24 protein-coding genes are annotated in these 24,913 nt (G+C 75.1%); 1 reads left to right on the top strand and 23 read right to left on the bottom strand.

What is annotated here, in order from left to right; translation table 11 throughout:
• Positions 1-37: 37 nt before the first annotated feature.
• The 23 genes from ACFQ80_RS19040 to dacB all read right to left on the bottom strand — a co-directional run bounded on the left by ACFQ80_RS19040 (position 38) and on the right by dacB (position 24,099).
• The gene (locus ACFQ80_RS19040) at positions 38-778 is read right to left on the bottom strand and encodes a phosphoglyceromutase (RefSeq protein WP_430548599.1); all 741 of its coding nucleotides are present in this window, start codon (positions 776-778) and stop codon (positions 38-40) included.
• A gap of 81 nt (positions 779-859) precedes the next feature.
• Positions 860-1,300 carry a nitroreductase family deazaflavin-dependent oxidoreductase gene (locus tag ACFQ80_RS19035; protein ID WP_430548598.1) on the bottom strand — a complete coding sequence of 147 codons (441 nt, stop codon included), beginning with the start codon at positions 1,298-1,300 and terminating at the stop codon, positions 860-862.
• Between the two features lie 53 nt (positions 1,301-1,353).
• Positions 1,354-2,703 (bottom strand): D-inositol-3-phosphate glycosyltransferase, encoded by a 1,350-nt coding sequence (gene mshA / locus ACFQ80_RS19030; protein WP_430564736.1) that lies wholly within the window; start codon positions 2,701-2,703, stop codon positions 1,354-1,356.
• Positions 2,703-3,797, bottom strand: coding sequence for a lactonase family protein (locus tag ACFQ80_RS19025; protein WP_430564735.1), 1,095 nt, complete (start codon positions 3,795-3,797; stop codon positions 2,703-2,705). The genes mshA and ACFQ80_RS19025 overlap by 1 nt, the downstream gene beginning before the upstream one ends.
• A 95-nt stretch (positions 3,798-3,892) precedes the next feature.
• Positions 3,893-4,228 (bottom strand): Lsr2 family protein, encoded by a 336-nt coding sequence (locus tag ACFQ80_RS19020; protein ID WP_430548595.1) that lies wholly within the window; start codon positions 4,226-4,228, stop codon positions 3,893-3,895.
• 100 nt (positions 4,229-4,328) lie between these two features.
• Positions 4,329-4,505, bottom strand: coding sequence for a hypothetical protein (locus ACFQ80_RS19015; protein WP_430548594.1), 177 nt, complete (start codon positions 4,503-4,505; stop codon positions 4,329-4,331).
• Between the two features lie 14 nt (positions 4,506-4,519).
• The gene (gene lysS / locus ACFQ80_RS19010) at positions 4,520-5,980 is read right to left on the bottom strand and encodes a lysine--tRNA ligase (protein ID WP_430564742.1); all 1,461 of its coding nucleotides are present in this window, start codon (positions 5,978-5,980) and stop codon (positions 4,520-4,522) included.
• A 132-nt stretch (positions 5,981-6,112) separates the two neighbouring features.
• The gene (gene nadC, locus ACFQ80_RS19005) at positions 6,113-7,060 is read right to left on the bottom strand and encodes a carboxylating nicotinate-nucleotide diphosphorylase (protein ID WP_430564741.1); all 948 of its coding nucleotides are present in this window, start codon (positions 7,058-7,060) and stop codon (positions 6,113-6,115) included.
• A gap of 126 nt (positions 7,061-7,186) precedes the next feature.
• On the bottom strand, positions 7,187-8,881 hold the full coding sequence (locus ACFQ80_RS19000) for an L-aspartate oxidase (protein WP_430564734.1): 1,695 nt from the start codon (positions 8,879-8,881) through the stop codon (positions 7,187-7,189).
• Positions 8,882-8,924: 43 nt separating this feature from the next.
• Complete coding sequence (gene panD / locus ACFQ80_RS18995) at positions 8,925-9,338, bottom strand: aspartate 1-decarboxylase (protein WP_430564740.1); 414 nt, start codon at positions 9,336-9,338, stop codon at positions 8,925-8,927.
• Between the two features lie 34 nt (positions 9,339-9,372).
• The gene (panC, locus tag ACFQ80_RS18990; protein ID WP_430564733.1) at positions 9,373-10,317 is read right to left on the bottom strand and encodes a pantoate--beta-alanine ligase; all 945 of its coding nucleotides are present in this window, start codon (positions 10,315-10,317) and stop codon (positions 9,373-9,375) included.
• The gene (locus ACFQ80_RS18985; RefSeq protein ID WP_430564732.1) at positions 10,314-11,315 is read right to left on the bottom strand and encodes a Rossmann-like and DUF2520 domain-containing protein; all 1,002 of its coding nucleotides are present in this window, start codon (positions 11,313-11,315) and stop codon (positions 10,314-10,316) included. The genes panC and ACFQ80_RS18985 overlap by 4 nt, the downstream gene beginning before the upstream one ends.
• Positions 11,312-12,919 carry a PH domain-containing protein gene (locus tag ACFQ80_RS18980; protein ID WP_430564731.1) on the bottom strand — a complete coding sequence of 536 codons (1,608 nt, stop codon included), beginning with the start codon at positions 12,917-12,919 and terminating at the stop codon, positions 11,312-11,314. Before ACFQ80_RS18980 ends, ACFQ80_RS18985 begins: the two co-directional genes overlap by 4 nt.
• Entirely contained in the window at positions 12,916-13,440 is a 525-nt protein-coding gene (locus tag ACFQ80_RS18975; RefSeq protein WP_430564730.1) for a PH domain-containing protein, read from the bottom strand. Before ACFQ80_RS18975 ends, ACFQ80_RS18980 begins: the two co-directional genes overlap by 4 nt.
• A 121-nt stretch (positions 13,441-13,561) precedes the next feature.
• Positions 13,562-14,050: a DUF3180 domain-containing protein gene (locus tag ACFQ80_RS18970; protein WP_430548588.1), complete on the bottom strand. Its 489-nt coding sequence runs from the start codon at positions 14,048-14,050 to the stop codon at positions 13,562-13,564.
• Position 14,051: 1 nt separating this feature from the next.
• The gene (folK, locus tag ACFQ80_RS18965) at positions 14,052-16,073 is read right to left on the bottom strand and encodes a 2-amino-4-hydroxy-6-hydroxymethyldihydropteridine diphosphokinase (protein ID WP_430564729.1); all 2,022 of its coding nucleotides are present in this window, start codon (positions 16,071-16,073) and stop codon (positions 14,052-14,054) included.
• Positions 16,070-17,044: a dihydropteroate synthase gene (folP, locus tag ACFQ80_RS18960; protein ID WP_430548586.1), complete on the bottom strand. Its 975-nt coding sequence runs from the start codon at positions 17,042-17,044 to the stop codon at positions 16,070-16,072. The genes folK and folP overlap by 4 nt, the downstream gene beginning before the upstream one ends.
• A 7-nt stretch (positions 17,045-17,051) precedes the next feature.
• Positions 17,052-17,639, bottom strand: a complete 588-nt coding sequence (gene folE, locus ACFQ80_RS18955) for a GTP cyclohydrolase I FolE (RefSeq protein WP_430549025.1) — start codon at positions 17,637-17,639, stop codon at positions 17,052-17,054.
• A gap of 23 nt (positions 17,640-17,662) precedes the next feature.
• Positions 17,663-19,732, bottom strand: a complete 2,070-nt coding sequence (ftsH, locus tag ACFQ80_RS18950) for an ATP-dependent zinc metalloprotease FtsH (RefSeq protein WP_430548585.1) — start codon at positions 19,730-19,732, stop codon at positions 17,663-17,665.
• A 127-nt stretch (positions 19,733-19,859) separates the two neighbouring features.
• Positions 19,860-20,411 carry a hypoxanthine phosphoribosyltransferase gene (hpt, locus tag ACFQ80_RS18945; RefSeq protein ID WP_430548584.1) on the bottom strand — a complete coding sequence of 184 codons (552 nt, stop codon included), beginning with the start codon at positions 20,409-20,411 and terminating at the stop codon, positions 19,860-19,862.
• A gap of 2 nt (positions 20,412-20,413) precedes the next feature.
• Positions 20,414-21,562, bottom strand: coding sequence for a tRNA lysidine(34) synthetase TilS (gene tilS, locus ACFQ80_RS18940; protein WP_430564728.1), 1,149 nt, complete (start codon positions 21,560-21,562; stop codon positions 20,414-20,416).
• A gap of 18 nt (positions 21,563-21,580) precedes the next feature.
• Positions 21,581-22,678: a zinc-dependent metalloprotease gene (locus ACFQ80_RS18935; RefSeq protein WP_430564727.1), complete on the bottom strand. Its 1,098-nt coding sequence runs from the start codon at positions 22,676-22,678 to the stop codon at positions 21,581-21,583.
• A gap of 38 nt (positions 22,679-22,716) precedes the next feature.
• Positions 22,717-24,099: a D-alanyl-D-alanine carboxypeptidase/D-alanyl-D-alanine-endopeptidase gene (gene dacB, locus ACFQ80_RS18930; protein ID WP_430548581.1), complete on the bottom strand. Its 1,383-nt coding sequence runs from the start codon at positions 24,097-24,099 to the stop codon at positions 22,717-22,719.
• Positions 24,100-24,367: 268 nt separating this feature from the next.
• On the opposite strand from dacB, the gene ACFQ80_RS18925 reads away from it, so the two are divergent.
• The gene (locus tag ACFQ80_RS18925; protein WP_416344998.1) at positions 24,368-24,868 is read left to right on the top strand and encodes an inorganic diphosphatase; all 501 of its coding nucleotides are present in this window, start codon (positions 24,368-24,370) and stop codon (positions 24,866-24,868) included.
• Positions 24,869-24,913: the final 45 nt, after the last annotated feature.

Genomic DNA, 24,913 nt, shown 5'->3' with positions numbered 1-24,913 from the left:
GTCCGGGACCCGGGGGTTCGTCGTCAGCGGGCGAGCGTCACTTGCCCTGGTTCGCGACCGCCGCGATGGCGTCCTTCGCGGCCTCGGGGTCGAGGTACGTGCCGCCCGGGTTGGTCGGCTTCAGCGTCTCCTCGTCGAGCTCGTAGACCAGCGGGATGCCGGTGGGGATGTTGAGCCCGGCGATGGTCTGGTCGTCGACACCGTCGAGGTGCTTGACGATCGCGCGCAGCGAGTTGCCGTGCGCGGCGACGAGGACGGTCTTGCCCGCCTTGAGGTCCGGCACGATCTCGCCGTCCCAGTACGGCAGGGCCCGGTCGAGCACCTGCTTGAGGGCCTCCGCGCGCGGGATGGGCTCGCCGGCGTAGCGCACGTCCGAGTCCTGGGAGAACTCCGAGCCGAGCTCGATCTCGGGCGGCGGCACGTCGTAGGAGCGACGCCAGAGCATGAACTGCTCCTCGCCGTACTGGTCGCGCACCTGCTTCTTGTCCTTGCCCTGCAGGTCGCCGTAGTGGCGCTCGTTGAGGCGCCAGTTGCGCTTGACCGGGATCCAGTGGCGGTCGGCGGCGTCGAGGGCCAGGTTCGCCGTGTTGATGGCGCGGCGCAGCAGCGACGTGTGCACGACGTCGGGGGTGACGCCCGACTCCTTGAGCAGCTCGCCGCCGCGCGTCGCCTCCGCGGTGCCCTTCTCCGACAGCGGCACGTCCACCCAGCCGGTGAAGAGGTTCTTCGCGTTCCACTCGCTCTCGCCGTGGCGGAGCAGCACGAGGGTGTAGGTCATGGGGTCCATCCTGCCTGCTGGACGCCGGCGCCCGCACCGCGGGTCGGATCCCGGGACGCCGGCGTCCGCACCAGGCATGTCTCAGGAGTCGGCGCGCTCCAGCACGAAGACGGGGATCTGCCGGTCGGTCTTCGTCTGGTAGTCGGCGTAGTCGGGGTACGCGGCGACCGACCGCTCCCACCAGAGCTTCTTCTCGTCGCCGGTGACCTCGCGCGCGACGTACTCGTGCTTCTCCGGGCCGTCCTGCAGCTCGACCCGCGGGTTCGCCAGGACGTTGAAGTACCAGACCGGGTGCTTCGGGGCGCCGCCCAGCGACGCGACGACGGCGTACGCGCCCTCGTGCTCCACGCGCATCAGCGGCGCCTTGCGGAGCGCACCCGTCTTCGCGCCCACGGTCGTGAGGATGACGACGGGCATCCCGCGCATCGTCGTGCCCTTCGTGCCGCCCGAGCTCTCGTACTGCTCGACCTGGTTCGCGGCGCGCGCGGACGGGCTGGGGACGTACTCTCCGGTGATCGGCATGCCCCGTGCAATGCCGCGCCCGGGCGATCCATTCCCGGACCGCCCGGGGCGGGCTACCGGGCCGCCCGTGCCCCGTGCACCTTCGCCGCCTGGGCGTACACGTCGAGCATCGCCGCGGCGGCGCGGTCCCAGCTGAACCGCTCGCTGGCGCGGCGGGCGCCGGCGGCCAGGCGGGCGCGGCGCTCGTCGTCGGCGAGGAGGTCCCCGAGCTCGCGCGCCCAGGTCCACGGGCTGTGGTCGGGCACGAGGACGCCGGACGACCCGTCCACCACGACCGTCTGGAGCCCGCCCACCGCTGCCGCGACGACGGGGGTGCCCGCCGCCTGCGCCTCGGCGGCGACCAGGCCGAACGACTCGTTGTGCGACGGCACCGCGACGACGTCCGCCGCGCGCAGGTAGTCGACCAGCTCCTCGCGCGGCACCGGCGGCCGCACGTCGAGGTGGTCGGAGACGCCGACCTGGTGGGCCAGCGCCTCGAGCTCGCGCACCGCCGTCGCCCGCCCGCTCGCCCCGCCCAGCACGACGAGCGTCGGCACCCTCGATCCGCCGCCGTCGCACCACGCCTCGGCGCGCGTCGCGTCGTCGGAGCTGGCGTGGTCGGCCAGCACGCCGAGCGCGCGGACCAGCACGTCCGGGCCCTTGAGGAGCTGGACGCGGCCGGCGAACAGCACGATCTTCCGGTCGGTCGGCAGGCCGAGCCGCTCGCGCACCTCTCGTCGCACGTCGCAGGCGTCCTGGCCGGGGGCCGGATCCAGCGGGCGGAAGACCTCGAGGTCGACGCCGGGCGCCACGACGTGCACGCGGTCCGGGTCGGCGCGGTACTCCTGCTCGAGGTCGCGGGCCTCCTCGCGGGTCGAGGCGACGAGCCCGTCGGCGGCCTCGACCACCTGCTCCTCCCCCACGATCCGGCCCACGGGCTCCGGCGTGTCCCCGGGGGCGAGCGCCGCGTTCTTCACGCGCGCCATGGTGTGCATGGTGTGCACGAGCGGGACGTCCCAGCGCTCGGCCGCCAGCCAGCCCACCTGCCCCGACAGCCAGTAGTGGCTGTGCACGACGTCGTACCAGTGCGGCGGGCGGTGCGCCTCGGCGCGCAGGACGCCGGCGGTGAAGGCGCAGAGCTGGCCGGGCAGGTCGTTCTTGTCCAGCCCCTCGTACGGGCCGGCGGCCACGTGCACGACGCGGATGCCCGGCTCCACGTCGACCCAGCGCGGCTGCGCGGACGCCGTCGCGCGCGTGAAGATCTCGATCTCCGCCCCCCGGCGGGCCAGGGCGCGGGCCAGCTCCATGACGTAGACGTTCATGCCGCCCGCGTCACCGGTGCCGGGCTGGTCGAGGGGCGAGGTGTGCACCGACAGCATCGCCACCCGCGGCCCGGGCCGCGCGCCGTCGCCGGGGGTGGTCATCAGGACTCCAGCACGCAGGCGGGAGGCGTCGGGAGCGCGTGCCGCGCCACCACCTCGCCCGCGCCCGTCGCAGGGTCGACCCGGACCGTCGCGAGCTCGCTGCGGCCCTGCAGCGCGACGACGACCGTCTCGGCGGCCGACCCCGAGCCCTGCGGCGTGGACGACAGGACGGCGTGGTGGCGGGGCCAGGCCCCGTCGCCGAGCGGGACGTCGGCCAGGTGCTCCAGGACGGGCGTGCCGCCGTCCGTCCCCACCGCGAGGACGGCGAGCACGTCCGCGCCCCGGAGGCCGACGTGCAGGCGGGCGCCGTCGGCGCTCAGCGTGACGTGCGCGGGGAAGTCGCGGCCCTGCGCGGCGGCCGGGGAGACGGGGGTGGAGGTGGCGGGGGTCCATCCGTCGCCGTCGCGCACCAGCACGTGCGCGCGGGCGTCGAGCTCGCCGACGACGACGAGCGAGCCGTCCGGCAGCGGGACGAGGTGGCGCGGCCCGGTGCCGGGCGGCAGGACGGCGGCGACGTCGGCCGCGGCGACCGCGTCCGCGCCGGCGGCCGGGTACCGCCGCACGACGTCGGCGCCGAGGTCGCACACCAGGACGTCCGCCCCGGCCTCCGCCACGAAGTGCGCGTGCGGGCCGGCCTGCCGCTCGACGACGGGCCCGCTGCCCACGCCGGGGTGCGCGACGACGCCCTCGGCCGCGAGGTCGCCCGTCGCCGGGTCGACGTCCACCGAGGCGGCGACGCCGTCGCCGTAGTTGGCGACCCACACGGTGTCCCCGAGGGCGAGCACGTGGCACGGGTCGTCACCACCGGACGCGAGCGAGCCCGACGGCGCGAGCCGCGCGCCGTCGTCGCCGTCCTCCACGCGGAACGCCGTGACCGTGCCGGCCGGGGTCTCCCCCACCGCGTAGAGCGTGCGCCCGCTCGGGTGCAGCGCCAGGAACGAGGGCGACGTCGCGGCCACGGCCGGGACCGCCGACCGCACCGCGCCGTCCGTGTCCAGCGCGACCCGCCAGATGCTCTCCCCGCTGCCCGGGCCACCGCCCGGCTGCGGGTAGGTGCCGACCCAGAGCTGCGCCCGCGCGTCCCGTTCCGTCATGGCCTCAGCCTATGACCGCGCGCCCGCCGCCCCGGAACGCGGACGACCCCCGACCGGAGCCCGGTCGGGGGTCGTGCGTGTGCGGGGCGCGACCTTCAGTGCGCGTCCTCGTAGGCCGTGAGGACGGAGCTGGGGATGCGGCCGCGGTCGCTCACCTTGTGGCCGTTCTCGCGGGCCCACTCGCGGATCTTGGCGAGCTGCGCACGGTCGGTGCCGGTGCGACGGGCGGCGCTCCGCGTGCCGCCGCCCAGCCGCGTCGTGGTCTTGCGCCCGTGACCGATCCAGGTGGCGAACGCGTCCCGGAGCTCTGCCGCGTGCTTGGACGTGAGGTCGATCTCGTACGAGACCCCGTCGAGCGCGAAGGTGACGGTCTCGTCGGCGTCGCCCCCGTCGATATCGTCGATCAGGACGATCTGCTGCTTCTGAACCACGTGAATTCCCCTCGGTCACGATATGCGGTCAGAGTGAGAATGCCCCTCGCCTCACCGGATTGTCAATCCGAACGCGCCTCTTTGGAATCAAGAACCGAAATCAGCGCGATTCCGTTTCCGCGGCAGCAGCAGCGGCGGCCTCTTCGGCATCCATCCTCTCGAGCGCAATCCGCTCGTTCCGGTCCGCGTGCAGGATCTTGCGCATCGCGAGCCAGAACAGCAGGCCCACGCCGACCGACGGGGCGAGCCCGCTCATGATCGCGAGAAAAGTGTCCACGAGTCGACTTTCGTTCAGGCCGTCGGCTTGACGAGCGGGAAAAGGATGGTCTCGCGGATTCCGAGACCGGTGAGCGCCATGAGGAGCCGGTCGACGCCCATGCCCATGCCGCCCGACGGCGGCATCGCGTGCTCCATGGCGGTGAGGAAGTCCTCGTCGAGCGCCATCGCCTCGTCGTCGCCCGCGGCGGCGAGGCGCGCCTGGTCCTCGAAGCGCTGCCGCTGCACGACCGGGTCCACGAGCTCGGAGTACCCCGTGGCCAGCTCGAAGCCGCGCACGTACAGGTCCCACTTCTCGACGACGCCGGGGATCGTGCGGTGCGCGCGCACCAGCGGCGACGTCTCGACCGGGAAGTCCCGCACGAACGTCGGCGCGTAGAGGTCGTCGCCCACGTGGTGCTCCCACAGCTCCTCGACGAGCTTGCCGTGGTTCGTCTTCTTCGGGTCCACCGAGATCTCGGCCTTCTCGGCGAGAGCCAGGAGATGGTCGACGGTCGTCCCGGGCGTGATCTCCTCGCCGATCGCCTCCGAGAGGGATCCGTACATCGTGATCTGCGCCCATTCGCCGCCGAGGTCGTACTCCTCGCCGTCCGGAAGGGTCACCGTCGTGGTGCCGAGAACGTCGAGAGCTGCCTTCTGCACGAGATCCTGGGTGAGTGCGCCGATCGTGTTGTAGTCGCCGTACGCCTCGTATGCCTCGAGCATCGCGAACTCCGGCGAGTGCGTCGAGTCCGCGCCCTCGTTACGGAAGTTACGGTTGATCTCGAAAACCTTCTCGATACCGCCGACGACCGCGCGCTTGAGGAAGAGCTCCGGCGCGATGCGCAGGAAGAGGTCGATGTCGTACGCGTTCATGTGCGTGCGGTACGGGCGGGCCGACGCGCCGGACGCGATGGTCTGCAGCATCGGCGTCTCGATCTCGAGGAACCCGCGGTCGTGGAAGTTGTCACGCATCGAGCGGACGACGCCGGCACGGGTGCGGACCATCTCGCGGGCCGCCGGCCGCGCGATGAGGTCGACGTACCGCTGCCGGACCCGCGCCTCCTCCGACAGGTCCTTGTGCAGCACCGGCAGCGGCCGCAGGGCCTTGGCCGCCAGCGCCCAGGTGTCGGCGAACACGCTCAGCTCGCCGCGCCGGGAGGAGCCCACCCGGCCGTGCACGAACAGGTGGTCGCCCAGGTCGACGTCGGTCTTGAACGACGCCAGCGACTCCTCGCCGACCTCCTTGAGGCTGAGCATCGCCTGCAGGCGACGCCCCTCGCCGTCCTGCAGCGTGACGAAGCACAGCTTGCCCGTGTTGCGCAGGAACACGACGCGGCCGGCCACCCCCACGACGTGGTCGGTCTCCTGGCCCGCCTCCAGGTGCTCGTATCCGGCCCGCACCTCGGCGATCGAGTGGGTGACCGGCAGGCTCACCGGGTAGGGCTCCACGCCCTGCTCCAGCAGCCGGTCGCGCTTCTCCCGGCGCACGCGCATCTGCTCCGGGAGGTCGTCGGCGGGCACGGCGGGGTCAGGGTTCTGCGCGGAGGTCACCCGTCGATTCTACGGGCGACGCGCGTCACACCCGCCCGGCGGGGTCGGACGGGGTCAGGACGCCCCGGGCCGAGATCATGCGCGCAGGTCGAGCGCCAGGTCGAGGATCGGCGCGGAGTGCGTGAGCGCGCCGACGGACAGGTAGTCCACACCGGTGCCGGCGACCTCGCGGGCGCGGTCGAGGGTGAGGTTGCCGGTGGCCTCGAGCTCGACGTGCTCGGGCGCCCCGTCGCGGCCCTGCCGCTCGCGCACCGCGACGACGGTCGCGGCGAGGACCGGCGTGGGCATGTTGTCGAGCAGCAGGAAGTCCGCGCCGGCGTCGAGCGCCTCCATCGCCTGGTCCGTGGTGTCGGCCTCGACCTGGACCAGCACGTCGGGGAAGGTGCGGCGGACGGCGTCGATCGCGCCGCGCACCGATCCCGCCGCGACGACGTGGTTGTCCTTGACCATCGCGACGTCGTGCAGGCCCATGCGCTTGTTCGTGCCGCCGCCCGCACGCACGGCGTACTTCTCCAGGGCGCGCAGGCCCGGCGTCGTCTTGCGGGTGTCGAGCACCTGGGCGCCGGTGCCGGCGAGCTCGCGCGACCAGGCCGCCGTGGCCGTCGCGACGCCCGACGCGCGGGACGCGAGGTTGAGCAGCGTCCGCTCCGCGACGAGCAGCACCTGCACGGGGCCCGCGAGCGACGCGAGCACCTGCCCCGGCGCGACGGCGTCGCCGTCCTGCGCGTGGAACGTCACGGCGGGGGCCGGGAGACCGAGGCGGCCGGCGACCTGCCGCAGCACCTCCCCCACGACGACGAGCCCCGCGACCGTGCCCGCCGACCGGGCGACGAGGTCCGCGGTGCCCGTGGCCGACGTCGGCACCGTGGCCTGCGTCGTCACGTCGCGGCCCGGCGCGGCGCCGAGGTCCTCGTCCAGCGCGGCCCCGACGACACGGGCGACCCACGCGGCGTCCAGCCCCGGCTCGACGGCGGACGGCTGGTCGTGCACGGGCAGGTCAGGCTGGTTCAGGTCGGGGCGCACGTCGGTCACGCTGCGCAACGCTACCGCCCGCGAGGTCGCGCCCCACCCGCTGAGGTAGTTCGCGAACTACCTCAGCGGAACCCGAACTACCTCGGCAGGTTCCGGACTACCTCGCGGAGAAGGGGGCTACCTCGGCAGGTTCCGGACTACCTCGCGGAGGGTGCCGGCCTCGTCGAGGGCGAGCGTGACGCGCCGCCGCCAGGCCGGGTCGGGCGCGGGGAAGTCGGTCCGGAAGTGGCCGCCGCGCGACTCCTCGCGCACCCGGGCGGCGTGCACCAGCGCGCTGGCGACCTGGTGCACGGTGGTGGTCTCCCACTCGGCGACCTGCGGGTCGGCGACGACGTCGGCGGCCCGGTGGGCGTCGGTCCGGACCGCGGCCAGCACCTGTGCCGCGCGCTCCAGCGACTCCGCCGACCGCACCGGCCCGGCGCCGTCCGACGTCGCGCGCTGCACGCGCGAGCGGGCCGCCGCCGCGACGAGCGCCGCCCCGCCGGGGCGTTCCTCCGGCTCGGGGGCCCGACGCGGTCCGCCGTCCTCGACCTGCCGCACGACGTCGCGCGCGGCGCGGTGCGCGAAGACCAGGCCCTCGAGCAGCGAGTTGGACGCGAGCCGGTTGGCACCGTGCACGCCCGTGCACGCCACCTCCCCGACCGCGTACAGGCCGGGCACCGAGGTGCGGCCGCGCGGGTCGGTCACGACGCCGCCCGAGTGGTAGTGCTGCGCGGGCGCCACCGGCACGGGCTCCTCGGTCCAGTCGATGCCCTGGTCCAGCAGGCGGGCCGTGATGGTCGGGAACCGGCGGCGCAGGAAGTCCGCCCCGAGGTGGCGGGCATCCAGCAGCACGTGGTCGGCGTTCGTCGCGGCCATCCGCCGCACGATGGCGTGCGCGACGACGTCCCGCGGCGCCAGCTCGGCCAGCTCGTGCTCGGCGGGCATGAAGCGTGACCCGTCGACGTCGAGCAGCAGCGCGCCCTCGCCGCGCACCGCCTCGCTGATGAGCGGCAGCTGCCCCTTGGCCCCCATGCCCTGCCACAGGACCGTCGGGTGGAACTGGACGAACTCCAGGTCGCCCACGGCGGCGCCCGCGCGCAGCGCCGCGGCGATGCCGTCCCCGGTCGCGCCGGGCGGGTTGGTCGACGAGCGGAACACCTGCCCGATGCCGCCCGTCGCGAGCACCACCACGGGCGCGAGCGCGGCCCCCACGCCGTCGCGGCTGCCGGCGCCGCGCACGTGCAGCGTGACCCCGGCGACGGACCGGCGCCCGTCCGGCCCCGGTGCGCCGGTGAGGACGTCGAGCACGAGCGCGTTCTCGAGCACCTCGATGCCCGGGTCGTCGCGCACCGCCTCGATCTGCGCGATCAGCGCGCGGGAGATCTCGGCGCCCGTCGCGTCGCCGCCGGCGTGCGCGATGCGGTCGGCGCGGTGCCCGCCCTCGCGGGTGAGGGCGATGCCGCCGTCCGGGCCGACGTCGAACGACGTGCCGCGCCCGACGAGCTCGCGCACCCGGTCCGGCCCCTCCGTGACGAGCACCCGCACGGCGTCCGGGTCGCTCAGGCCGCCCCCGGCGGCGAGCGTGTCCGTGAGGTGGGCGTCGGGGGTGTCGTCCGGGTGCAGCGCCGCGGCGATGCCGCCCTGCGCCCACACCGTGGAGCCGGACGACAGCGCGCCCTTGGTCACCAGCAGCACCCGCGGCACGCGCGAGCGCAGCTCCAGCGCTGCGGTCAGGCCGGCGATGCCGGTGCCGACGACGATCGCGTCGGCGGACGTCGTCCAGCCGGGGGCGGGGGCGGCGAGGGCGCGGGCGAGCCGCGGCCCGTTCACCGGGCGAGCGCCCTGGTCGGGATCCCGGCCGTGGCCCCGGCCCTCACCGGACGGCCGCGAACGGCACGCCGCTGGACTCCAGGCCGAAGCCGTCGGGCACCTGGCCCGGGTCGTCGTCGAGCTCGACGATCCGGTTCTCCGGGTCGACGAAGACGACCGCCGGCGAGTACCTGCGCGCGTCGGCGTCGGACAGCATCCCGTAGGCGATGACGATGACGGTGTCCCCGGGGTGCACCAGGTGCGCGGCCGCGCCGTTGATGCTCACCTGGCGTCCGCCGCGCTCGCCCGGGATGACGTAGGTCGTGAGGCGGGCGCCGTTGGTGACGTCCACCACGTCGACCTGCTGGCCCGGGTAGAGGTCGGCCGCGTCGAGGAGGTCGGCGTCGATGGTGATCGAGCCGACGTAGTGCAGGTCCGCCTGCGTCACCGTGGCGCGATGGATCTTGCCGATCATCATCGGCCGCTGCAGGGAGGCGGGGCGGTTCGCGTGCTCAGTCACTGGCGTTCTCCTGGGGGTCCTCACCGGTAGCAGGGCCGCTGGCAGGGCTGCCGGCGAGGTCCACGGCCTGGTTGTCGATCAGTCGGGTGGCGCCCGTACGCGCCGCCACGAGGAGGAGGGCGGGGCCGCGGAAGTCCGCGGGCACCGGGTCCACGGTAGTCGGGTCGACGAGTGCGAGGTAATCCACCTCAACGCCCGCCGACCCGTCCAGGATTCCCAAGGCCGCCTCGACGACCGCCTCCGGCCCGTCGCCGGCCGCGTCCGCGCCCGCCCGCAGCGCGCGCGACAGGGCCAGCGCCGAGGCGCGCTCGTCGTCCGACAGGTAGGCGTTGCGCGACGACAGCGCGAGCCCGTCGGCGTCGCGCACGATCGGCACGCCGAGCACCTCGACGTCCACGTCCAGGTCGCGCACCATGCGGCGCACGGCCAGCAGCTGCTGGGCGTCCTTCTCCCCGAACAGGGCGACGTCGGGGCGCGTCAGGTGCATGAGCTTGAGCACCACGGTGAGCACGCCGTCGAGGTGGCCGGGGCGCGACTCGCCCTCCAGCACCTCGCCGATCCGGCCCGCCGACACCCGCACGATCGGGTCGCCGTCGGGGTAGACGACGTCGGGGGTGGGCGCGAAGACGACGTCCGCGCCGACGCTCGCCAGCTTCGCGACGTCCCCGTCCAGGTCGCGCGGGTAGCGGTCGAGGTCCTCCCCCGCCCCGAACTGGAGCGGGTTGACGAAGATCGTCACGATCACCTGGCCGGTGGGGCCGGCGGCCTCGCGGGCCTCGCGCACCAGCTGGAGGTGTCCCTCGTGCAGCGCCCCCATCGTCATGACGACGGCGCGGCGGTCCGTCGGTTCCGGCCCGGACAGCGTCCACGCCCCGAGCGTGTCGTGCAGGTCCGCCCGGGAGCTCACGACGGAGGGCGTGTGCGGGGTGGTGGTCATCGGGGCTCCTGCGGGTCGTCGGGATGGGACGCGGGCGGCGGCGCGAGGGCGTCGAGCAGCTCACGGGCCGCACGGTCGTCGATGCGGTGGGCCGCGAGCGCGCGGCTCGTCGCACCGCGCGACAGCTCGGTGTACGACGCCGGCACGTCGGTGGCGCCGGTCCCGGCCGCCAGCGCCCGCAGGGCGTCGAGGTGCGTGCGCACCGTGCCGACGTCGCCGCGCGACACCGGACCGGTGAGGGCCGTGATCGCCCCCGGGCCGTCGGACAGGTCCGCGGCGCGCGTCGCGCCGTCGAGCGCGGCGGACAGGAGCGGCGCGAGCGCCCGGCCCGGCTGCTCGACGCCGGCCGCCGCGAGCGCCTGGGCGGCCTGCGCCACCAGCACCACGAGGTGGTTCGCGCCGTGCGCGAGGGCCGCGTGGTAGAGCCCGCGGGCCTCCTCCGCGACGATCACCGGCTCACCGCCGACCTCGACGACGAGCGCCTGCCCGATGGGTTGCACCGCCGCGGGCGCCGTGACGGCGAACGTGCAGCCCTCCAGCCGGTGCAGGTCGAGCGAGGTGCCCGTGAACGTCATCGCCGGGTGCAGCGCCACCGGGATGGCGCCGGCCTTCCGCGCCGGGTCGAGCACGGCCACGCCGTACCGGCCCGACGTGTGGACGACGAGCTGCCCGGGCTGCCACGCACCGAGCGCCGCCAGACCGCTCACGACCTCCGCGAGCGCGTCGTCGGGCACCGCGAGCAGCACCATCTCGGCGCGCTCCACGACGTCGGTCACCTCGAGGTGCGGCACGCCCGGCAGGAGCGTCGCGATCCGTTCCCGCGACTCCTCGCTGACGCCGCTCGCGCCGACCACCGTGTGGCCCGCCGCGCGCAGCGCGCTGCCCAGCACGGCGCCCACCCGGCCGGCACCGACGACGCCGACGCCGAGGCGGCCGGGCCGCGCGGACGGCGGTGACGGTGGTGCGGAGTCCGGGCGGTCGTCGTCGGGCGCGCTCACCCTTGTCCCTCCGTCTGCCCCTCCGTCTGCCCCTGCATCTGCCCCTCCATCCAGCGCTCCGGCCCCGCGTGGGCGCGGGCGGCACGGGCGCGGGACGACTGCTCGCCGAGCAGCCGCGCCGCCTCGTCCTCGGCGAGGTGGTGGACGGCCGGGCTGATCGGGCCGGGCGTCGAGTGCAGCACGAACGACGCGAGACCGCGCCGCCGCTGCCAGGGTCCCTGCTCGATGCCGAGGGACTGGGTGCGCTCGTGCGGCACGACCTCGAGCGAGCGCACGAAGCGGCCCCCGCGCGCCAGCAGGGCGCGCCCCGTGACGGCGTAGCCGTTGCGGCGCCAGCTCCACGGGTCGAGCAGGCGGGCGCTCCGGGGGCTGGTGACGAACCAGCGGTCCGTGCGGGCGTCGCCGGTGAGGGCCTCGTCGAGCAGCGCCAGCGTGTCGTCGGGGTTCTCGACCTCGAGGTCGGGAAGCACGAGCCAGAGCGCCGTGAGCGCCTCCTCGCGGGGACCGACCGGCAGCAGCACGTGCTGCTGCTCGCCCTGCTGCTGCCCCTCGCCGCCGCCGTAGCCGGCCACGTTGACCTTGACGCGCCACCAGTCCGGCCCGCGCCACAGCGGGCCCTGCGTGAGCGACACCGCCTGCACGCGGCCCGGCGGGATCGTCTGCGCACGCGTCTCCAGCAGGCCGTGGCGCAGCCGGATGCCGTCCGGCGACAGCGCGGCCCGGAAGCCGAACTCGCCCGCGAACCGCTGGAAGATGTAGCCGCCGACGCCGAGGATCGCGGGCAGCGCGGAGAACAGGATGCTCACCTCGCGGGTGACGGCGACCGCCACCCCGACGCCGATCAGCACCAGGACGCCGATCCACACGCCCGGCATCCGCAGCAGCGACAGCAGCAGGCGCGTGGCCGGGACCTCGTACACCTGGCGCTCCGGCGCCTCGGGGGCGACGTCGTCCGGCCCGCCGCCCGACGGGTGGCCCGCCCCGGTGGGCCCGGCCTCGGCCAGGTCCGCGGGCGCCGCCGGGTCGCCGGACGCCGGGCCCGCCCCGGAGGGCTGCGCGCCCGGCACGTCGTCGCGGCGGGCGGCCTTCACCCCCGCCGCACGGGCGAGCAGGTCCGCGCGCAGACGCTGCGCGTCCGCCTCCTTGAGGAAGCCGATGGCCACGCCCGAGTCGGAGCCGCCCGCCACCTCCAGCCGCAGCTCCGCCAGCCCGAACAGCCGCGCGAGCAGCGGCTGGCGCACGTCGATCGCCTGGAGCCGGTCGAGGCGGGCGTGCCGCTGCTGGCGGAACAGGATGCCCTTGCGCAGCCGCACGGCGTCGTCGTCCACCGCGTACGCCGTCATGCGCCACGCCAGCGCCGCGTAGCCGAAGATGATCGCGACGAGCAGCACCAGCCCGAGGATCAGCGCCCACCAGAGGCTGCGGATCGAGTCGACCGCCTCGATCGCGTTCGAGACGTCGTCGAGCACCTGCTGGCCGCCGATGACGAGGATCGCCACCACCGCCGCCCAGCCCCGCACGAACGGCGTGACCGGGTGCACGCGGCGCCACTCCTGCTCCTGCCGGGCCGGCTCGGCGGTCGGCGCGCGGGTCGGCTCGCTCACAGGCCCGCCAGCCTGGCCTCGCCCCGCGCGGTGAGGCGGTCGCGCAGGCGCTCCGCCTCGTCGGGCACGAGGCCGGGGATGTCCGCGTCGGTGCTGGCCGACGCGGTGTGCAGCTGCACCTTCGCGATGCCGAGCTTGCGGTCCAGCGGGCCCGCCTCCACGTCCACGTACTGCATGCGCCCGTAGGGCACGACGACGAGGGTGCGGAACATGATGCCCTTGCGGATCAGCAGGTCGTCGTCGCGCTCCGCGTACCCGATCGCGCGGACCTGGCGCGGCACGAGCAGCACGGCCCACACCAGCAGCGCGGCCGGCACCCCGGCGAGCAGCCAGAACCACGGCGAGACGAGCAGGGCGAGCACCGCGCCCGCGACGATCGGCACGGCGAGGGTCACGGACGTCGAGATCAGGCGCGCCGGGACGAGCCGTGGCGACACGCGCTGCCACGTGACGCCCGCCGGGTCGAAGGGACCGGTCTGCCGCGTGGTCGACGGGTCCGCGCCCGCGGGGATGCTGGTCATGGGGTCCATCCTTCCATCCGCGCCACGGCCGGCCACATCGTCCGACCGGCCCTACCGCGCCGTCCCGGGTCCGACCTCCGGACGAGGCCCGGCCGTCACGGACGCCGACGGCGGGAGTCGGTCACGACGGCAGAGGGTCCGCGTGCTCCTCGGCGTCCCCGCCGTCGGAGTCGTCGGACGGCGGCAGCTGGCAGAACTTCTCCACGACCAGCCCCACCACGCACAGCACCACCGCGCACGCCGCGGCGATGCCGGCGGCGACAGCCTGGTCGCGGCGCGCCTCGATCTGCAGCTGCCCCAGCACGACGAGCACGCTCGCGACGTACCGCCCGGCGAGCAGCGCGCCGGTCAGCGCCCCCGCCTTGGCCAGCACGAACGTGCGGGCCGCGCGCAGCGGGTCGAGGTCCGGGCGGTCGCCCTTCTGGTACGCCCGCACCGCCCAGCCCATCCAGAAGATGACGCCCGCCAGCGCGAGCATCGCGACGTCTTCCACCCACGCGACCGTGGGCAGGTAGACGCCGCGCGACTCGAGCAGCCGGAGCAGCCCTGCGCCGCCGACCGCCACTGCGGCGGCGACGGCGGCGAGGAGGCGGACGGAGGTGCGGCGCATCTCAGCGGCCGTCCTCCCCGAACCGCTCCTGCGGGCCGTCGTGACCGGGCCGCTGGCCGGGGTACGCCTCCGGCAGCGGTGCGAACGGGTCCGGGAAGGCGGGCAGGTCGGTGGCGGGCGCGGGGGCCGGGGGCACCGGCTCGTGCCGCGGGACCGGCGGGGCGAACGACGACGCGGCGGGCGGCGCCGTCGGCCCGGACGGCCGCGCCGACGGGTCGGCGGGCGCAGGGAACGGGCTCGCCGGGGCCGGGGGCACCGGGGCGTGCGGAGGCTCCGGGGCGTCGTCGCGGGGCCCCGCCGGGGCCGGCGCGGGCGACCCGACGGGCGCGAAGGGGCGCGGCACGATCGGCTGGTCGGGGTCGGGCCCGAACGGGTCGGGCACGACGGCGCGCGCGTCCGGCGCGGGCGGGTCCTCGCGGCGGGGCTCCGGCGCGACCGGCGGCTCGACGACCGGGGGCTCGACGACGGGCGGCTCGGCCGCCGGGGGCACCGGCTGGTACGGCTCCGGGGCGTACTGCTCCGGCGCGTACGCCTCCGGCGCATACGCCTCCGGCGCGTACGTCTCCGGGGTGTACTGCTCCGGCGCGTACTGCTCCACGACCGGGCTGCCGCCCGACGACGGCTCGACGGGCTGCGCGGGCGCGGCGTGCGGCGGCTCGGGCGCGTACGTCTCCGGGGTGTAGGCCTCCGGGGTGTAGGCCTCCGGCGTGTACGCCTCACCGGCGTAGGCCTCCGGCGCGTACGACGTCGGGGCGTCGTCGGCGGGCTGGTCAGCGGGCTGGTTGACGGGCTGGTCGACGGGCTGGTCGACGGGCTGGTCGACAGGCACCGCCGGTGCGGACTGCGGCACCGGGGTGGACGGCACCGCGTCGGCGGCGACCGCCGAGACCTGGCCCGTGCTCTGGGTCGGCCCGGTCAGCCAGTCAAGCGCGAGCCAGCGGATGCCGGCCCGGTCGGGGGCGGTCACCGCGAGCTGGCCGACGGGGCCGCCGCCGGGCCCGCCGAGCAGCGCGTCCGGCGCGACCTCGGCCCACGGCACGAGCACGAAGGCCCGCTCCTTCGCGCGCGGGTGCGGCAGCTCGAGGTCGGGGGCGGTCACGACGAGCGAGCCGTACTGCACGATGTCGACATCGAGGGTGCGCGGCCCCCAGCGCTCCTCGCGGACGCGACCGTGCTGGGCCTCCACCTGCTGCGTGCTGCGCAGCAGGTCGCGCGGCGAGAGCGTGGTGCGCACGACGAGCACCGCGTTGAGGTAGTCCGGCTGCTCCGGCCCACCCACGGCGGCGGTGCGGGCGAGCGGCGAGACCTCCATGACCTGCACGCCGGGCAGGCGGTCCACGTCCGTCACGGCCTGGCGCAGCGTGACCTGCGCGTCCCCGAGGTTCGCCCCGAGCGCCAGCACGGCGTCGACCGGCTCGGCAGGGGTGGCGTCCAGCGGGTCCGCCGGCGGCGGCGCGGGCGCCTCGGCGGGTGCAGCGGGCTCGACCGGCAGCGCCGCGGCGACGGGGGCCGGCGGGACGGGCGCGTGCACCTCGGCGGGCTCGACCGGCGGCGCCGCAGCGACGGGCGGGACGGGCGCGCCGGCCGGCTCGGCCTCCAGGCCGGCGTCGACCACGGGCGGCCGCGCGCGGTCGCGGCGCACGACGATCGCGACGTCGTCGAACGGGACCGGGATCGGCGCCTGCGGCTTGTGCACGCGCACGTCGACGGCCTGCACGGCCTCGTGGTTCAGCACCACGGCGGCGATCCGCTCGGCGACGGTCTCCACGAGGTCGGCCGGGGAGCCCGCGAGGACGTCGTGCACGTCCTGGGCGACGTCCGCGTAGCTCACGGTCCGCCCGAGGTCGTCCGACGACGCGGCGGCGCGGGTGTCCAGGTGCAGCACGACGTCGGCGCTGAAGACCTGGCCGTCGGCGCGCTCGTGCGCGAGCACCCCGTGGTGCCCCGTCGCCGTGACGCCGGCGAGGCGGATCTGGTCGAGCGGCTGTCCGTCCGGTCCCGGTACGGCTGCGGCGAACGTCACGAGGTGCCCTCCTCATCAGCGGCGGTTCCTGCTCCGCCCACGGCGTGGGTGGGGTGTGCCGGTGCGGTCATCCCGGCATCTTTCACGTCGCGGGATGCCGACGTCCAGGCGTCCGCGACCCGGACGGCGTCGGCGCTGGCGCGCACGGCGTGCACGCGCACCGCCCACGCGCCGGCGGCGGCGGACAGCGCGGAGATCGCGGCGGTGGCGTCGTCGCGCTCGAGCGGCGGCGCGGGCTCGTCGTCGGGCAGGCCGCGCGTGCCCTCGAGCAGATGCCCCAGGAAGCGCTTGCGCGACGCGCCCACGAGCACCGGCCGGCCGAGGGAGCTCAGGGCGTCCAGGTGCGCGAGGATCGGCCAGTTCAGCACCCCGGCCTTCGAGAAACCGAGGCCCGGGTCGAGCACGAGCTGCTCCGGGTCCACGCCCACCGCGACCAGCCCGTCCATGCGGGCGGCGAGCTCGTCGCGCACCTCCGCGACGACGTCGTCGTACACCTCGAGGCTGTCCATGACGTCCGCGTGGCCGCGCCAGTGCATCGCGACGTACGCCACGCCCGTCTCCGCCACGACGTGCCCCATGCGCGGGTCCGCGTAGCTGCCCGAGACGTCGTTGACGATCCGGGCGCCCGCCGCGACCGCCGCCTCGGCCACGGACGCCCGCGTCGTGTCCACCGAGACGACGGCGCCCTGCGCCGCGAGCCGCTCGATGACGGGGACCACGCGGCGCAGCTCCTCCGCCTCGTCCACCCGGGCGGAGCCCGGCCGGGTGGACTCGCCGCCCACGTCCAGGATCTCCGCGCCCTCCGCCAGCAGGTCGAGGCCGTGCTGCACGCCGGCGTCGGCGTCGAACCACCGGCCACCGTCGGAGAACGAGTCGGGCGTGATGTTCACGACGCCCATGACCAGGCACCGGCCCACGCCGGACAGCTCCGGCAGCCCGGCGACCACCGCGTCGCGCGGGTGCGCCGTCATGCCCGGGTCACCGTCCCGTGATGAGGCTCATGGCCTCGGCCCGCGTGGTCGCGTTCTGCATGATGCCGCGCACCGCCGACGTGACGGTCCGCGAGCCCGGCTTGCGCACCCCCCGCATCGACATGCACAGGTGCTCGCACTCCACCACCACGAGCACGCCGCGCGGCTCGAGGATGCGCACCATCGCGTCCGCGACCTGCGTCGTCAGCCGCTCCTGCACCTGCGGGCGCCGGGCGAACACCTCGACGAGCCGCGCCAGCTTCGACAGGCCCGTGATCCGACCGTCCGTGTTCGGGATGTATCCGACGTGCGCGACGCCGTGGAAGGGCACCAGGTGGTGCTCGCAGGTCGAGTACACCTCGATGTCGCGCACCAGCACCATCTCCTCGTGCCCGAGGTCGAAGGTGGTGGTCAGCACGTCCTCGGGCTCCTGGCGCAGCCCCGCGAAGATCTCGCGGTAGGCGCGGGCCACGCGGGCCGGCGTGTCCCTGAGGCCCTCGCGGTCCGGGTCCTCGCCGACCGCGAGCAGCAGCTCGCGGACGGCGGCCTCGGCACGGTCGGAGTCGTACGGCGGCACGTCGACGGCAGCCCGCATGCCCAGGTCCGTCACCGGGTCGGTCACCGGTTGTCCCCCGCCGCCGGCGGCTCGCTGTCGGTGCCGACGCCCGGGCCGGCCTCCTGCAGGTCGCTCTCGTTGCCCACGATGGCGGCCTCGTCCTGCGGCACGACCTGCCCGTTGCCGTTGGACGTGGCGCGCTCGGCGTCCGTCATGATCGGGCCGCGCGTGTGCACGGTGCGCTGCTCGCTGGACAGCCACACGTCGCGCGGCTCGCGCTTGACGACGGGGGCGAAGACCTCGGCGAGCTCCGCCTGGTTGAGCGTCTCCTTCTCCAGGAGGCGCAGCACGAGGTCGTCGAGCACGTCGCGGTACTGGGTGAGCACCTGCCACGCCTCGTCGTGCGCGGCCTCCACGAGCTTGCGCACCTCGTGGTCCACCGTGCCGGCGACGGCCTCGGAGTAGTCGCGCTGGTGTCCCATGTCACGGCCCAGGAACGGTTCCCCGGACCCGCTGCCGAGCTTGATGGCGCCGACCTTCTCGCTCATGCCGTACTCGGTGACCATCTTGCGCGCGGTCGCCGTCGCCTTCTCGATGTCGTTGCTCGCGCCCGTGGTCGGGTCGTGGAAGACGATCTCCTCGGCCACGCGGCCGCCCATCGCGTACGCGAGCTGGTCGAGCAGCTCGTTGCGGGTGGTGGAGTACTTGTCCTCCATCGGCATCACCATCGTGTAGCCGAGGGCCCGGCCGCGCGGCAGGATCGTCACCTTGGTGACGGGGTCCGTGTACCGCATCGCCGCCGCGACCAGGGCGTGACCGCCCTCGTGGTACGCGGTGATCTTCTGCTCCTTGACCTTCATCACGCGGGTGCGCTTCTGCGGGCCGGCGATGACGCGGTCGATCGCCTCGTCCAGCGCGCGGTCGTCGATGAGCTGCGCGCCGCTGCGGGCGGTGAGCAGCGCGGCCTCGTTGAGGACGTTCGCCAGGTCCGCACCCGTGAAGCCGGGCGTGCGGCGCGCGACGACGGCCAGGTCGATGCTCTCGACCATCGGCTTGCCCTGGGCGTGCACCTTGAGGATGTGCTCGCGGCCCTTGAGGTCCGGGGCCTCGACGGCCACCTGGCGGTCGAAGCGGCCCGGGCGCAGCAGGGCCGGGTCGAGGATGTCGGGCCGGTTGGTGGCGGCGATGAGGATGACGTTCGTCTTGACGTCGAAGCCGTCCATCTCGACGAGCATCTGGTTCAGGGTCTGCTCGCGCTCGTCGTGCCCGCCGCCCATGCCGGCGCCACGGTGGCGGCCGACCGCGTCGATCTCGTCGACGAAGATGATCGCGGGCGAGTTGTTCTTCGCCTGCTCGAACAGGTCGCGCACGCGGGAGGCGCCGACGCCGACGAACATCTCGACGAAGTCCGAGCCGGAGATCGAGTAGAACGGCACCCCCGCCTCGCCGGCGACGGCGCGCGCGAGGAGGGTCTTGCCGGTTCCCGGCGGGCCGTACAGCAGCACGCCCTTGGGGATCTTGGCGCCCACGGCCTGGAACTTCGCCGGGTCCTCGAGGAACTCCTTGATCTCGTGGAGCTCCTCGACGGCCTCGTCCACGCCCGCGACGTCGGCGAACGTCACCTGCGGCATGTCCTTGCTGATGAGCTTGGCCTTGGACTTGCCGAAGCCCATGACGCCGTTGCGCCCGCCGCCCTGCGCCCTCGACAGGATGAACCAGAACACGAGGCCGATGAGCAGGAACGGGATGAGGAACCCGAGGATCGAGCTCCAGAAGCTGGGCTGCGGGTTCTCGGAGTCGAAGCCCTTCGGCGGGTCCGCCTTCTCGACGGCCGTCGCGACGGTGTCGCCCTGTGGCTCGACGTAGAAGAACTCGACCTTCGTGCCGTGGTCCTGCTCGCTCTCGGTGCCGGCGCCGGTGACGTACTTCTCGCTCAGGTCCAGCTCGACGCGCTGCTCCCCGTCCACGACGAGGGCATGGTCGACCGTGTCGCCGGCGAGCAGCTCGAGCCCCTGGGAGGTCTCGATCCGCGACACCCGCTCGGTGTTGAACGCGCTGAAGGCCAGCGAGACGAGCAGCAGGCCGACCACGATCCAGATGATCGGGCCGCTCAGGATCTTCTTGATGTTCATCGGCGACGGGGACGGCTCCCCGCTTCCCTTCCGTCGGGCAACGTGTGGTTCACGACGCTACACGCCGAGTGTGGACGAACCGTGGGTGTTCGCCCAGGGCGCGACGGCGTCTCGTCGGCGGGGAGAGTCAGCTGTAGACGTGCGGCGCGAGCGTGCCGACGAACGGCAGGTTGCGGTACTTCTCGGCGTAGTCGAGGCCGTAGCCGACGACGAACTCGTTCGGGATGTCGAAACCGACGTAGCGCACGTCGACGTCCACCTTCGCGGCGTCGGGCTTGCGGAGCATGGTGGCGATCTCCACCGACGCCGGACCGCGGGAGCGCAGGTTAGCGACGAGCCAGGAGAGCGTGAGCCCCGAGTCGATGACGTCCTCGACGATGAGCACGTTGCGGCCGGTGAGGTCGGCGTCGAGGTCCTTGAGGATGCGCACGACGCCCGACGACTTGGTGCCCGACCCGTACGAGGACACGGCCATCCAGTCCATCTGCACCGGGTGGTGCAGGCGGCGCGCGAGGTCCGCCATGACCATGACGGCGCCCTTGAGGACGCCGACGAGCAGCAGGTCCTGGCCCGCGTAGTCCGCGTCGATCCGTGCGGCGATCTCGTCGAGCTTGCTGACGATCTGCTCCTCGGTGAGCAGGATGTTGGCGAGGTCGCCTTCGACGTCCGACTGGTCCACGGTCACTCCTCGAGGGGCGGGGTTGGGGCTGGGGGGTGCGCCGCCCCGGCGGGGTGCGGCTCGGCGGGGCGCAGGTAGAGCCTGCCACACGCGCGGAGCGCTCGGGCGTCGCCCGGCAGGTGGACGGTTCCCTGCCCACGCCACGAGACGACGAGCGCGTCGAGGGCGTCCACGTGGCGCGCCGTCGTCGCGCCCGGCGGGCAGCCGACCGCCAGCGCCGCCGACCGCAGGGCACGACGCCGCAGCGCGGCGTGCGCCTCCGCGAGGGGACCGACGTCGAGCACCATCTCTGACGCAGCAGGTGGCACGGTCGCGGCGGAGAGCAGGTCGGCCGCCAGGGCGTCGAGCGCGTCGGCGTCGGCGCGCAGCTGGTCGGCGGTGCGCGCGAGGGACTCGACGACGCCCGGGCCGAGCGCGTCCTCCAGCACGGGCACGACGGCGGCCCGCACCCGCGTGCGGGCGGGCGCGTCGGCACCGTCCACGCCGTCCACGCCGTCGACGCCGTCCACGCCGTCGACGGGCAGCAGGTTCGTCGGGTCGGTCCAGAAGTCCACGCCGACGGCGGCGCACACCGCCTCGGTCTGCGCGCGGCGCAGGCCGAGGAACGGCCGGCGGTAGCGGCCGCGGCGGCGGGGCATCCCTGCCAGCGACCGCGCCCCGCTCCCCCGCGCCAGCCCGAGCAGCACGGACTCCGCCTGGTCGTCCTGCGTGTGGCCGAGCAGGACGGCGACGGCCCCCGCCTCCCGAGCCACGTCGTCGAGCGCGGCGTACCGGGCGGAGCGGGCGGCACCCTCCGGCCCCGTCGACCCGGGACCGGCGTCGACCCGGACGCTCCGCACGAGCACGGGGTCGAGGCCGAGCCCGCGGGCCCGCGCGGCGGCCGTGGCCGCCACGGCGGCCGAGCCCGGCTGCATCCCGTGGTCCACGACGACCGCCCCGACCCGCACCGCGAACCCCGGCGAGCGCACCGAGCGGCCCACGCGGGGCGCCTCGAGCGCGGCCGCGGCGGCGAGCGCGAGGCTGTCCGCGCCGCCCGAGCAGGCGACGAGCACCAGGTCGCCCGGTGTCAGCCGCCCGCTCCGTGCGAGGTCGCCCAGCTCGGCCCGCACGGCGGCGCGGGCCGCCGCGAGCGCCGGGTCGACGCGGGCCATGTCGTCGTCCGCCCGCCCTCAGCCGTGCACGCGGCGCACCCAGGCGCGCGGGTCGGCGATCTCGCGGGCGGAGGGCAGGTGCGCGGGCTCCGACCAGACGGCGTTGAGCCCGTCGCAGCCGACCCGCTCCTCGACGGCGCGCACGAACGCGGCGCCGTCGCGGTACTGCGCGAGCTTGGCGTCCATGCCGAGCACGCGCCGCAGCACGACGTCCAGCGCGGGCGCCCCCTCGCCGTCGCGCCGCTTCTCGAACCGGGCGCGGATGGTGCGCACGGAGCGCACGACGCGCGGCCCGACGGCGTCCATCATCACGTCGGCGTGCCCCTCGAGCAGGGCCATGACGGCGGTGATCTCCTCGAGCTCGCGGCGCTGCTCGGGCCCGAGGATCCCGTCGAGCGGCGTGACGAGCTCCCCGCGCACCGCGCGCAGCACGGTGCGTCCGACGACGGCGGCCTTCTCCCGCAGCGGGGCGCGCGCCATCGCGACCGAGCTGCGGGTGACGCCGCTCATCAGGTCGCCGACGCGCCCGACCAGGTGGTCGGCGAGCCACGGCGCGGCGGCGAACTGGAGGGCGTGGGTCTGCTCGTGCAGGCACACCCACAGCCGGAAGTCGCGCGGGCGCAGCCCGAGCGCGCGCTCGACCTGCAGCACGTTCGGGGCCACCAGCAGCAGCCGGCCTCCCCCGGGCGCGTGGCCGGCGCCGTACGGGTCGAACTGCCCGAGCACGCGGCCCGACAGCAGTGCGAGCAGGCCGCCGACCTCCGCCGCCCCGGCCAGCCGCGCGGCCGCCGACGTGGGCGGCATGTCCACCGCGACCGCCGCCATCACGGGGTCCGTCATGGCCCGCATCGACTGCGCGTTGGCGCGGGTCCAGCCCGCCCGGTCCACCACGTGCACGTCCCCGAGCACCCCGGCCGCCCGAGCCGTCAGGGGCGTCATGCGCGTGACCTCCAGCACGTGCCCGACGGCGTCCCCGGCCGCGGTGCGCAGACCGGCGACGAGCGCGTCCAGGTCGTCGCGGGGGGCCGTGGCGCCGGGGCGCGCGAGCCGCGCGGCGATCTGCGCCGCCGCCGTCCAGTCCAGCAGGGGCTCGGCGGCGGGGGCTGGCGTGGTCACGGGACCACGGTAACCATCGCCCGGCCTGCCGAGTGCGTCTACCGGCAGCCGCAGTCGGCGAGGTCGCCGGCGAAGTGGTCGAAGATGACCCGCGCGCCGTAGGAGCCGCCCGCGGGCACCCGGTCGGCGAGCGTGACGAACACGAGCATGCGGTCGTCGGCCGTGACGACGGTGCCGGCCAGGCCGGTGACCTTCGGCAGGCTCCCCGTCTTGCCGTTGACGTACCCGCGGCCCGGGTTCGACTTCGGGTACCGGTCGTGCAGGGTGCCGTTCAGCCCCGCGACGGCGAGGCCGTCGGCGACGTCGCGCAGCTCCGGGTGGTCGGGGTCGACGGCGAGGGTCAGGGTCGCGGCGAGCTGGCGCGGCGTCGCCCTCGAGCCGCGGCCGAGCCCGGACAGGTCCACGAGGGTCGCGCCGTCCATGTCGACGCCGAGCTCCTCGACCTGCGCCGTCACGGCGCGGATCGCCGCGGTGCCGGTGCCGGGCTCGCCGGCGTCGATCGCCACGATCCGCCCCATGACCTCCGTGATCGTGTTGTCCGACCGGCGCAGCAGGTCGCCGACGACGTCGCGCAGCGGCGCGGACTCCACCCGGCCGACCTCGCGCGCCGACGACGACGCCTCCTCGCGGGAGACCTCGCCCCGCACGGTCACGCCCCGCTTCTCCAGCGCCTTCGCGAACGTGCGGGCGGCCGCCAGCGCAGGGTCCTTCTGGCGCGGCGCGTACTCCTCGTCCGTGGTGCGCGCGACGTCGACGGCGAGCGCGGCGACCGGGGCGGTGTACCCGTCCTCGACGTCCGCGGCGGGCACGTCGGGCGGCACGGCCGGACCCGAGAACAGGCTGTCGTCGACGCCGAGGGTCACCGTGTCCTCACCCGCGTCCCGGACCTCCGCGGCCACCTGGTCCGCGAGGTCGCCGAGGCCCGCGCGCCCGTTCACCGCCTCGGGGTGGCCGGCGCCGGCGGCGAGCATCATGTCGCCGCCGCCCACCAGCACGAGGTGCGTCGCGTCGTCGAGCACCACCGTCGTCGGGAGGGTCGTGTCGCCGCCGGGACCGGCGAGCGTGGCCACGGCCGTGAAGAGCTTCTGCGTGGAGGCGGGGATCATCGCCCGGTCCGGTCCGGCCGCACCGAGCGTCTCGCCGGACGCCGCGTCGACGACGAGCGCGCCGACCCGCTTGCCCAGGCGGTCGTCCTCGGTCAGCCCGGTGACGAGCTTGCCGACGGCGGACGTCGCGGGCTCCGGCGCGTCGGCCGGCAGGTCGGGCAGCGAACGCTCGGGCGTGGGACCCGTGGTGGCGCCGGGCGCCGTCGGGAAGGGGGCCGCCGGTGCGGGCGGCGGCGCGGTGGTGAGCATGCCGGGGACGACGTCGAGGGCGTCCGCCACGAGATAGCCGCCGAAGAGCACGACCACTGTCGTCACGGTGGCGCCGACGCTGGCCCGCCACCCCATGTCGTCCTCCCGCGCGCGTGAGCCGTCCGTGAGCTGTCCGTGAGCATCGTCACAACCCGGATCCCGTGGCGCGCTCCGTGCGTATCTTCCCACGTCCGTCCGCGGTTCGACGCCGCCGCACCGCACCCGGCGGGCGCGCGCGCCCATGGCACACTTTGACAGGGCGTCCGCACCGAGCATGCCCGCAGTGAGCATGTCCGAAGCATCTCCCCGAGCACGTCCCGAGCATGGAGGAACAGTGGAGTTCGACGTCACGATCGAGATCCCGAAGGGCCAGCGGAACAAGTACGAGGTCGACCACGAGACCGGTCGCATCCGCCTCGACCGCATGCTCTTCACCTCGACCCGCTACCCGGACGACTACGGGTTCATCGAGGGCACCCTCGGCGAGGACGGCGACCCGCTGGACGCGCTCGTGCTGCTGGAGGAGCCCACGTTCCCCGGCTGCCTGATCCGCTGCCGCGCGCTCGGCATGTTCCGCATGCGCGACGAGGCCGGCGGCGACGACAAGGTGCTCTGCGTGCCCCTCGGTGACCAGCGCGCCGCCTGGCGCCAGGACATCGACGACGTCTCCGACTTCCACCGCCTGGAGATCCAGCACTTCTTCGAGGTCTACAAGGACCTCGAGCCCGGCAAGTCCGTCGAGGGCGCCCACTGGGTGGGCCGTGCCGACGCCGAGGCCGAGATCGAGCGCTCGTTCCAGCGCGCCAAGGACACCGGCTACTACGACGGCCACTGAGCCGGAGCCCCGCACGACGACGGCGCCGCACCCCCGCCGGGGTGC

Origin of the sequence: Isoptericola sp. NPDC056578 (assembly GCF_042793275.1) — a bacterium.
Taxonomy (GTDB): Bacteria; Actinomycetota; Actinomycetes; order Actinomycetales; family Cellulomonadaceae; genus Isoptericola.
Note: the sequence above shows the minus strand (reverse complement) of the source record. Positions and strands in the feature narration are given on the sequence as shown.

Bases quoted from the DNA above. Each gene is read 5' to 3' on its own strand.
- ACFQ80_RS19040 (WP_430548599.1), bottom strand. From the start codon at position 778: ATGACCTACACCCTCGTGCTGCTCCGCCACGGCGAGAGCGAGTGGAAC.
- ACFQ80_RS19035 (WP_430548598.1), bottom strand. From the start codon at position 1,300: ATGCCGATCACCGGAGAGTACGTCCCCAGCCCGTCCGCGCGCGCCGCG.
- mshA (WP_430564736.1), bottom strand. From the start codon at position 2,703: ATGACCACCCCCGGCGACGGCGCGCGGCCCGGGCCGCGGGTGGCGATG.
- ACFQ80_RS19025 (WP_430564735.1), bottom strand. From the start codon at position 3,797: ATGACGGAACGGGACGCGCGGGCGCAGCTCTGGGTCGGCACCTACCCG.
- lysS (WP_430564742.1), bottom strand. From the start codon at position 5,980: ATGCGCGTGCGCCGGGAGAAGCGCGACCGGCTGCTGGAGCAGGGCGTG.
- panD (WP_430564740.1), bottom strand. From the start codon at position 9,338: ATGATGATCGGCAAGATCCATCGCGCCACGGTGACGCAGGCGGACCTG.
- panC (WP_430564733.1), bottom strand. From the start codon at position 10,317: ATGACCACCACCCCGCACACGCCCTCCGTCGTGAGCTCCCGGGCGGAC.
- ACFQ80_RS18975 (WP_430564730.1), bottom strand. From the start codon at position 13,440: ATGACCAGCATCCCCGCGGGCGCGGACCCGTCGACCACGCGGCAGACC.
- ACFQ80_RS18970 (WP_430548588.1), bottom strand. From the start codon at position 14,050: ATGCGCCGCACCTCCGTCCGCCTCCTCGCCGCCGTCGCCGCCGCAGTG.
- folP (WP_430548586.1), bottom strand. From the start codon at position 17,044: ATGACGGCGCACCCGCGCGACGCGGTGGTCGCCGGGCTGCCGGAGCTG.
- folE (WP_430549025.1), bottom strand. From the start codon at position 17,639: ATGCGGGCTGCCGTCGACGTGCCGCCGTACGACTCCGACCGTGCCGAG.
- ftsH (WP_430548585.1), bottom strand. From the start codon at position 19,732: ATGAACATCAAGAAGATCCTGAGCGGCCCGATCATCTGGATCGTGGTC.
- tilS (WP_430564728.1), bottom strand. From the start codon at position 21,562: ATGGCCCGCGTCGACCCGGCGCTCGCGGCGGCCCGCGCCGCCGTGCGG.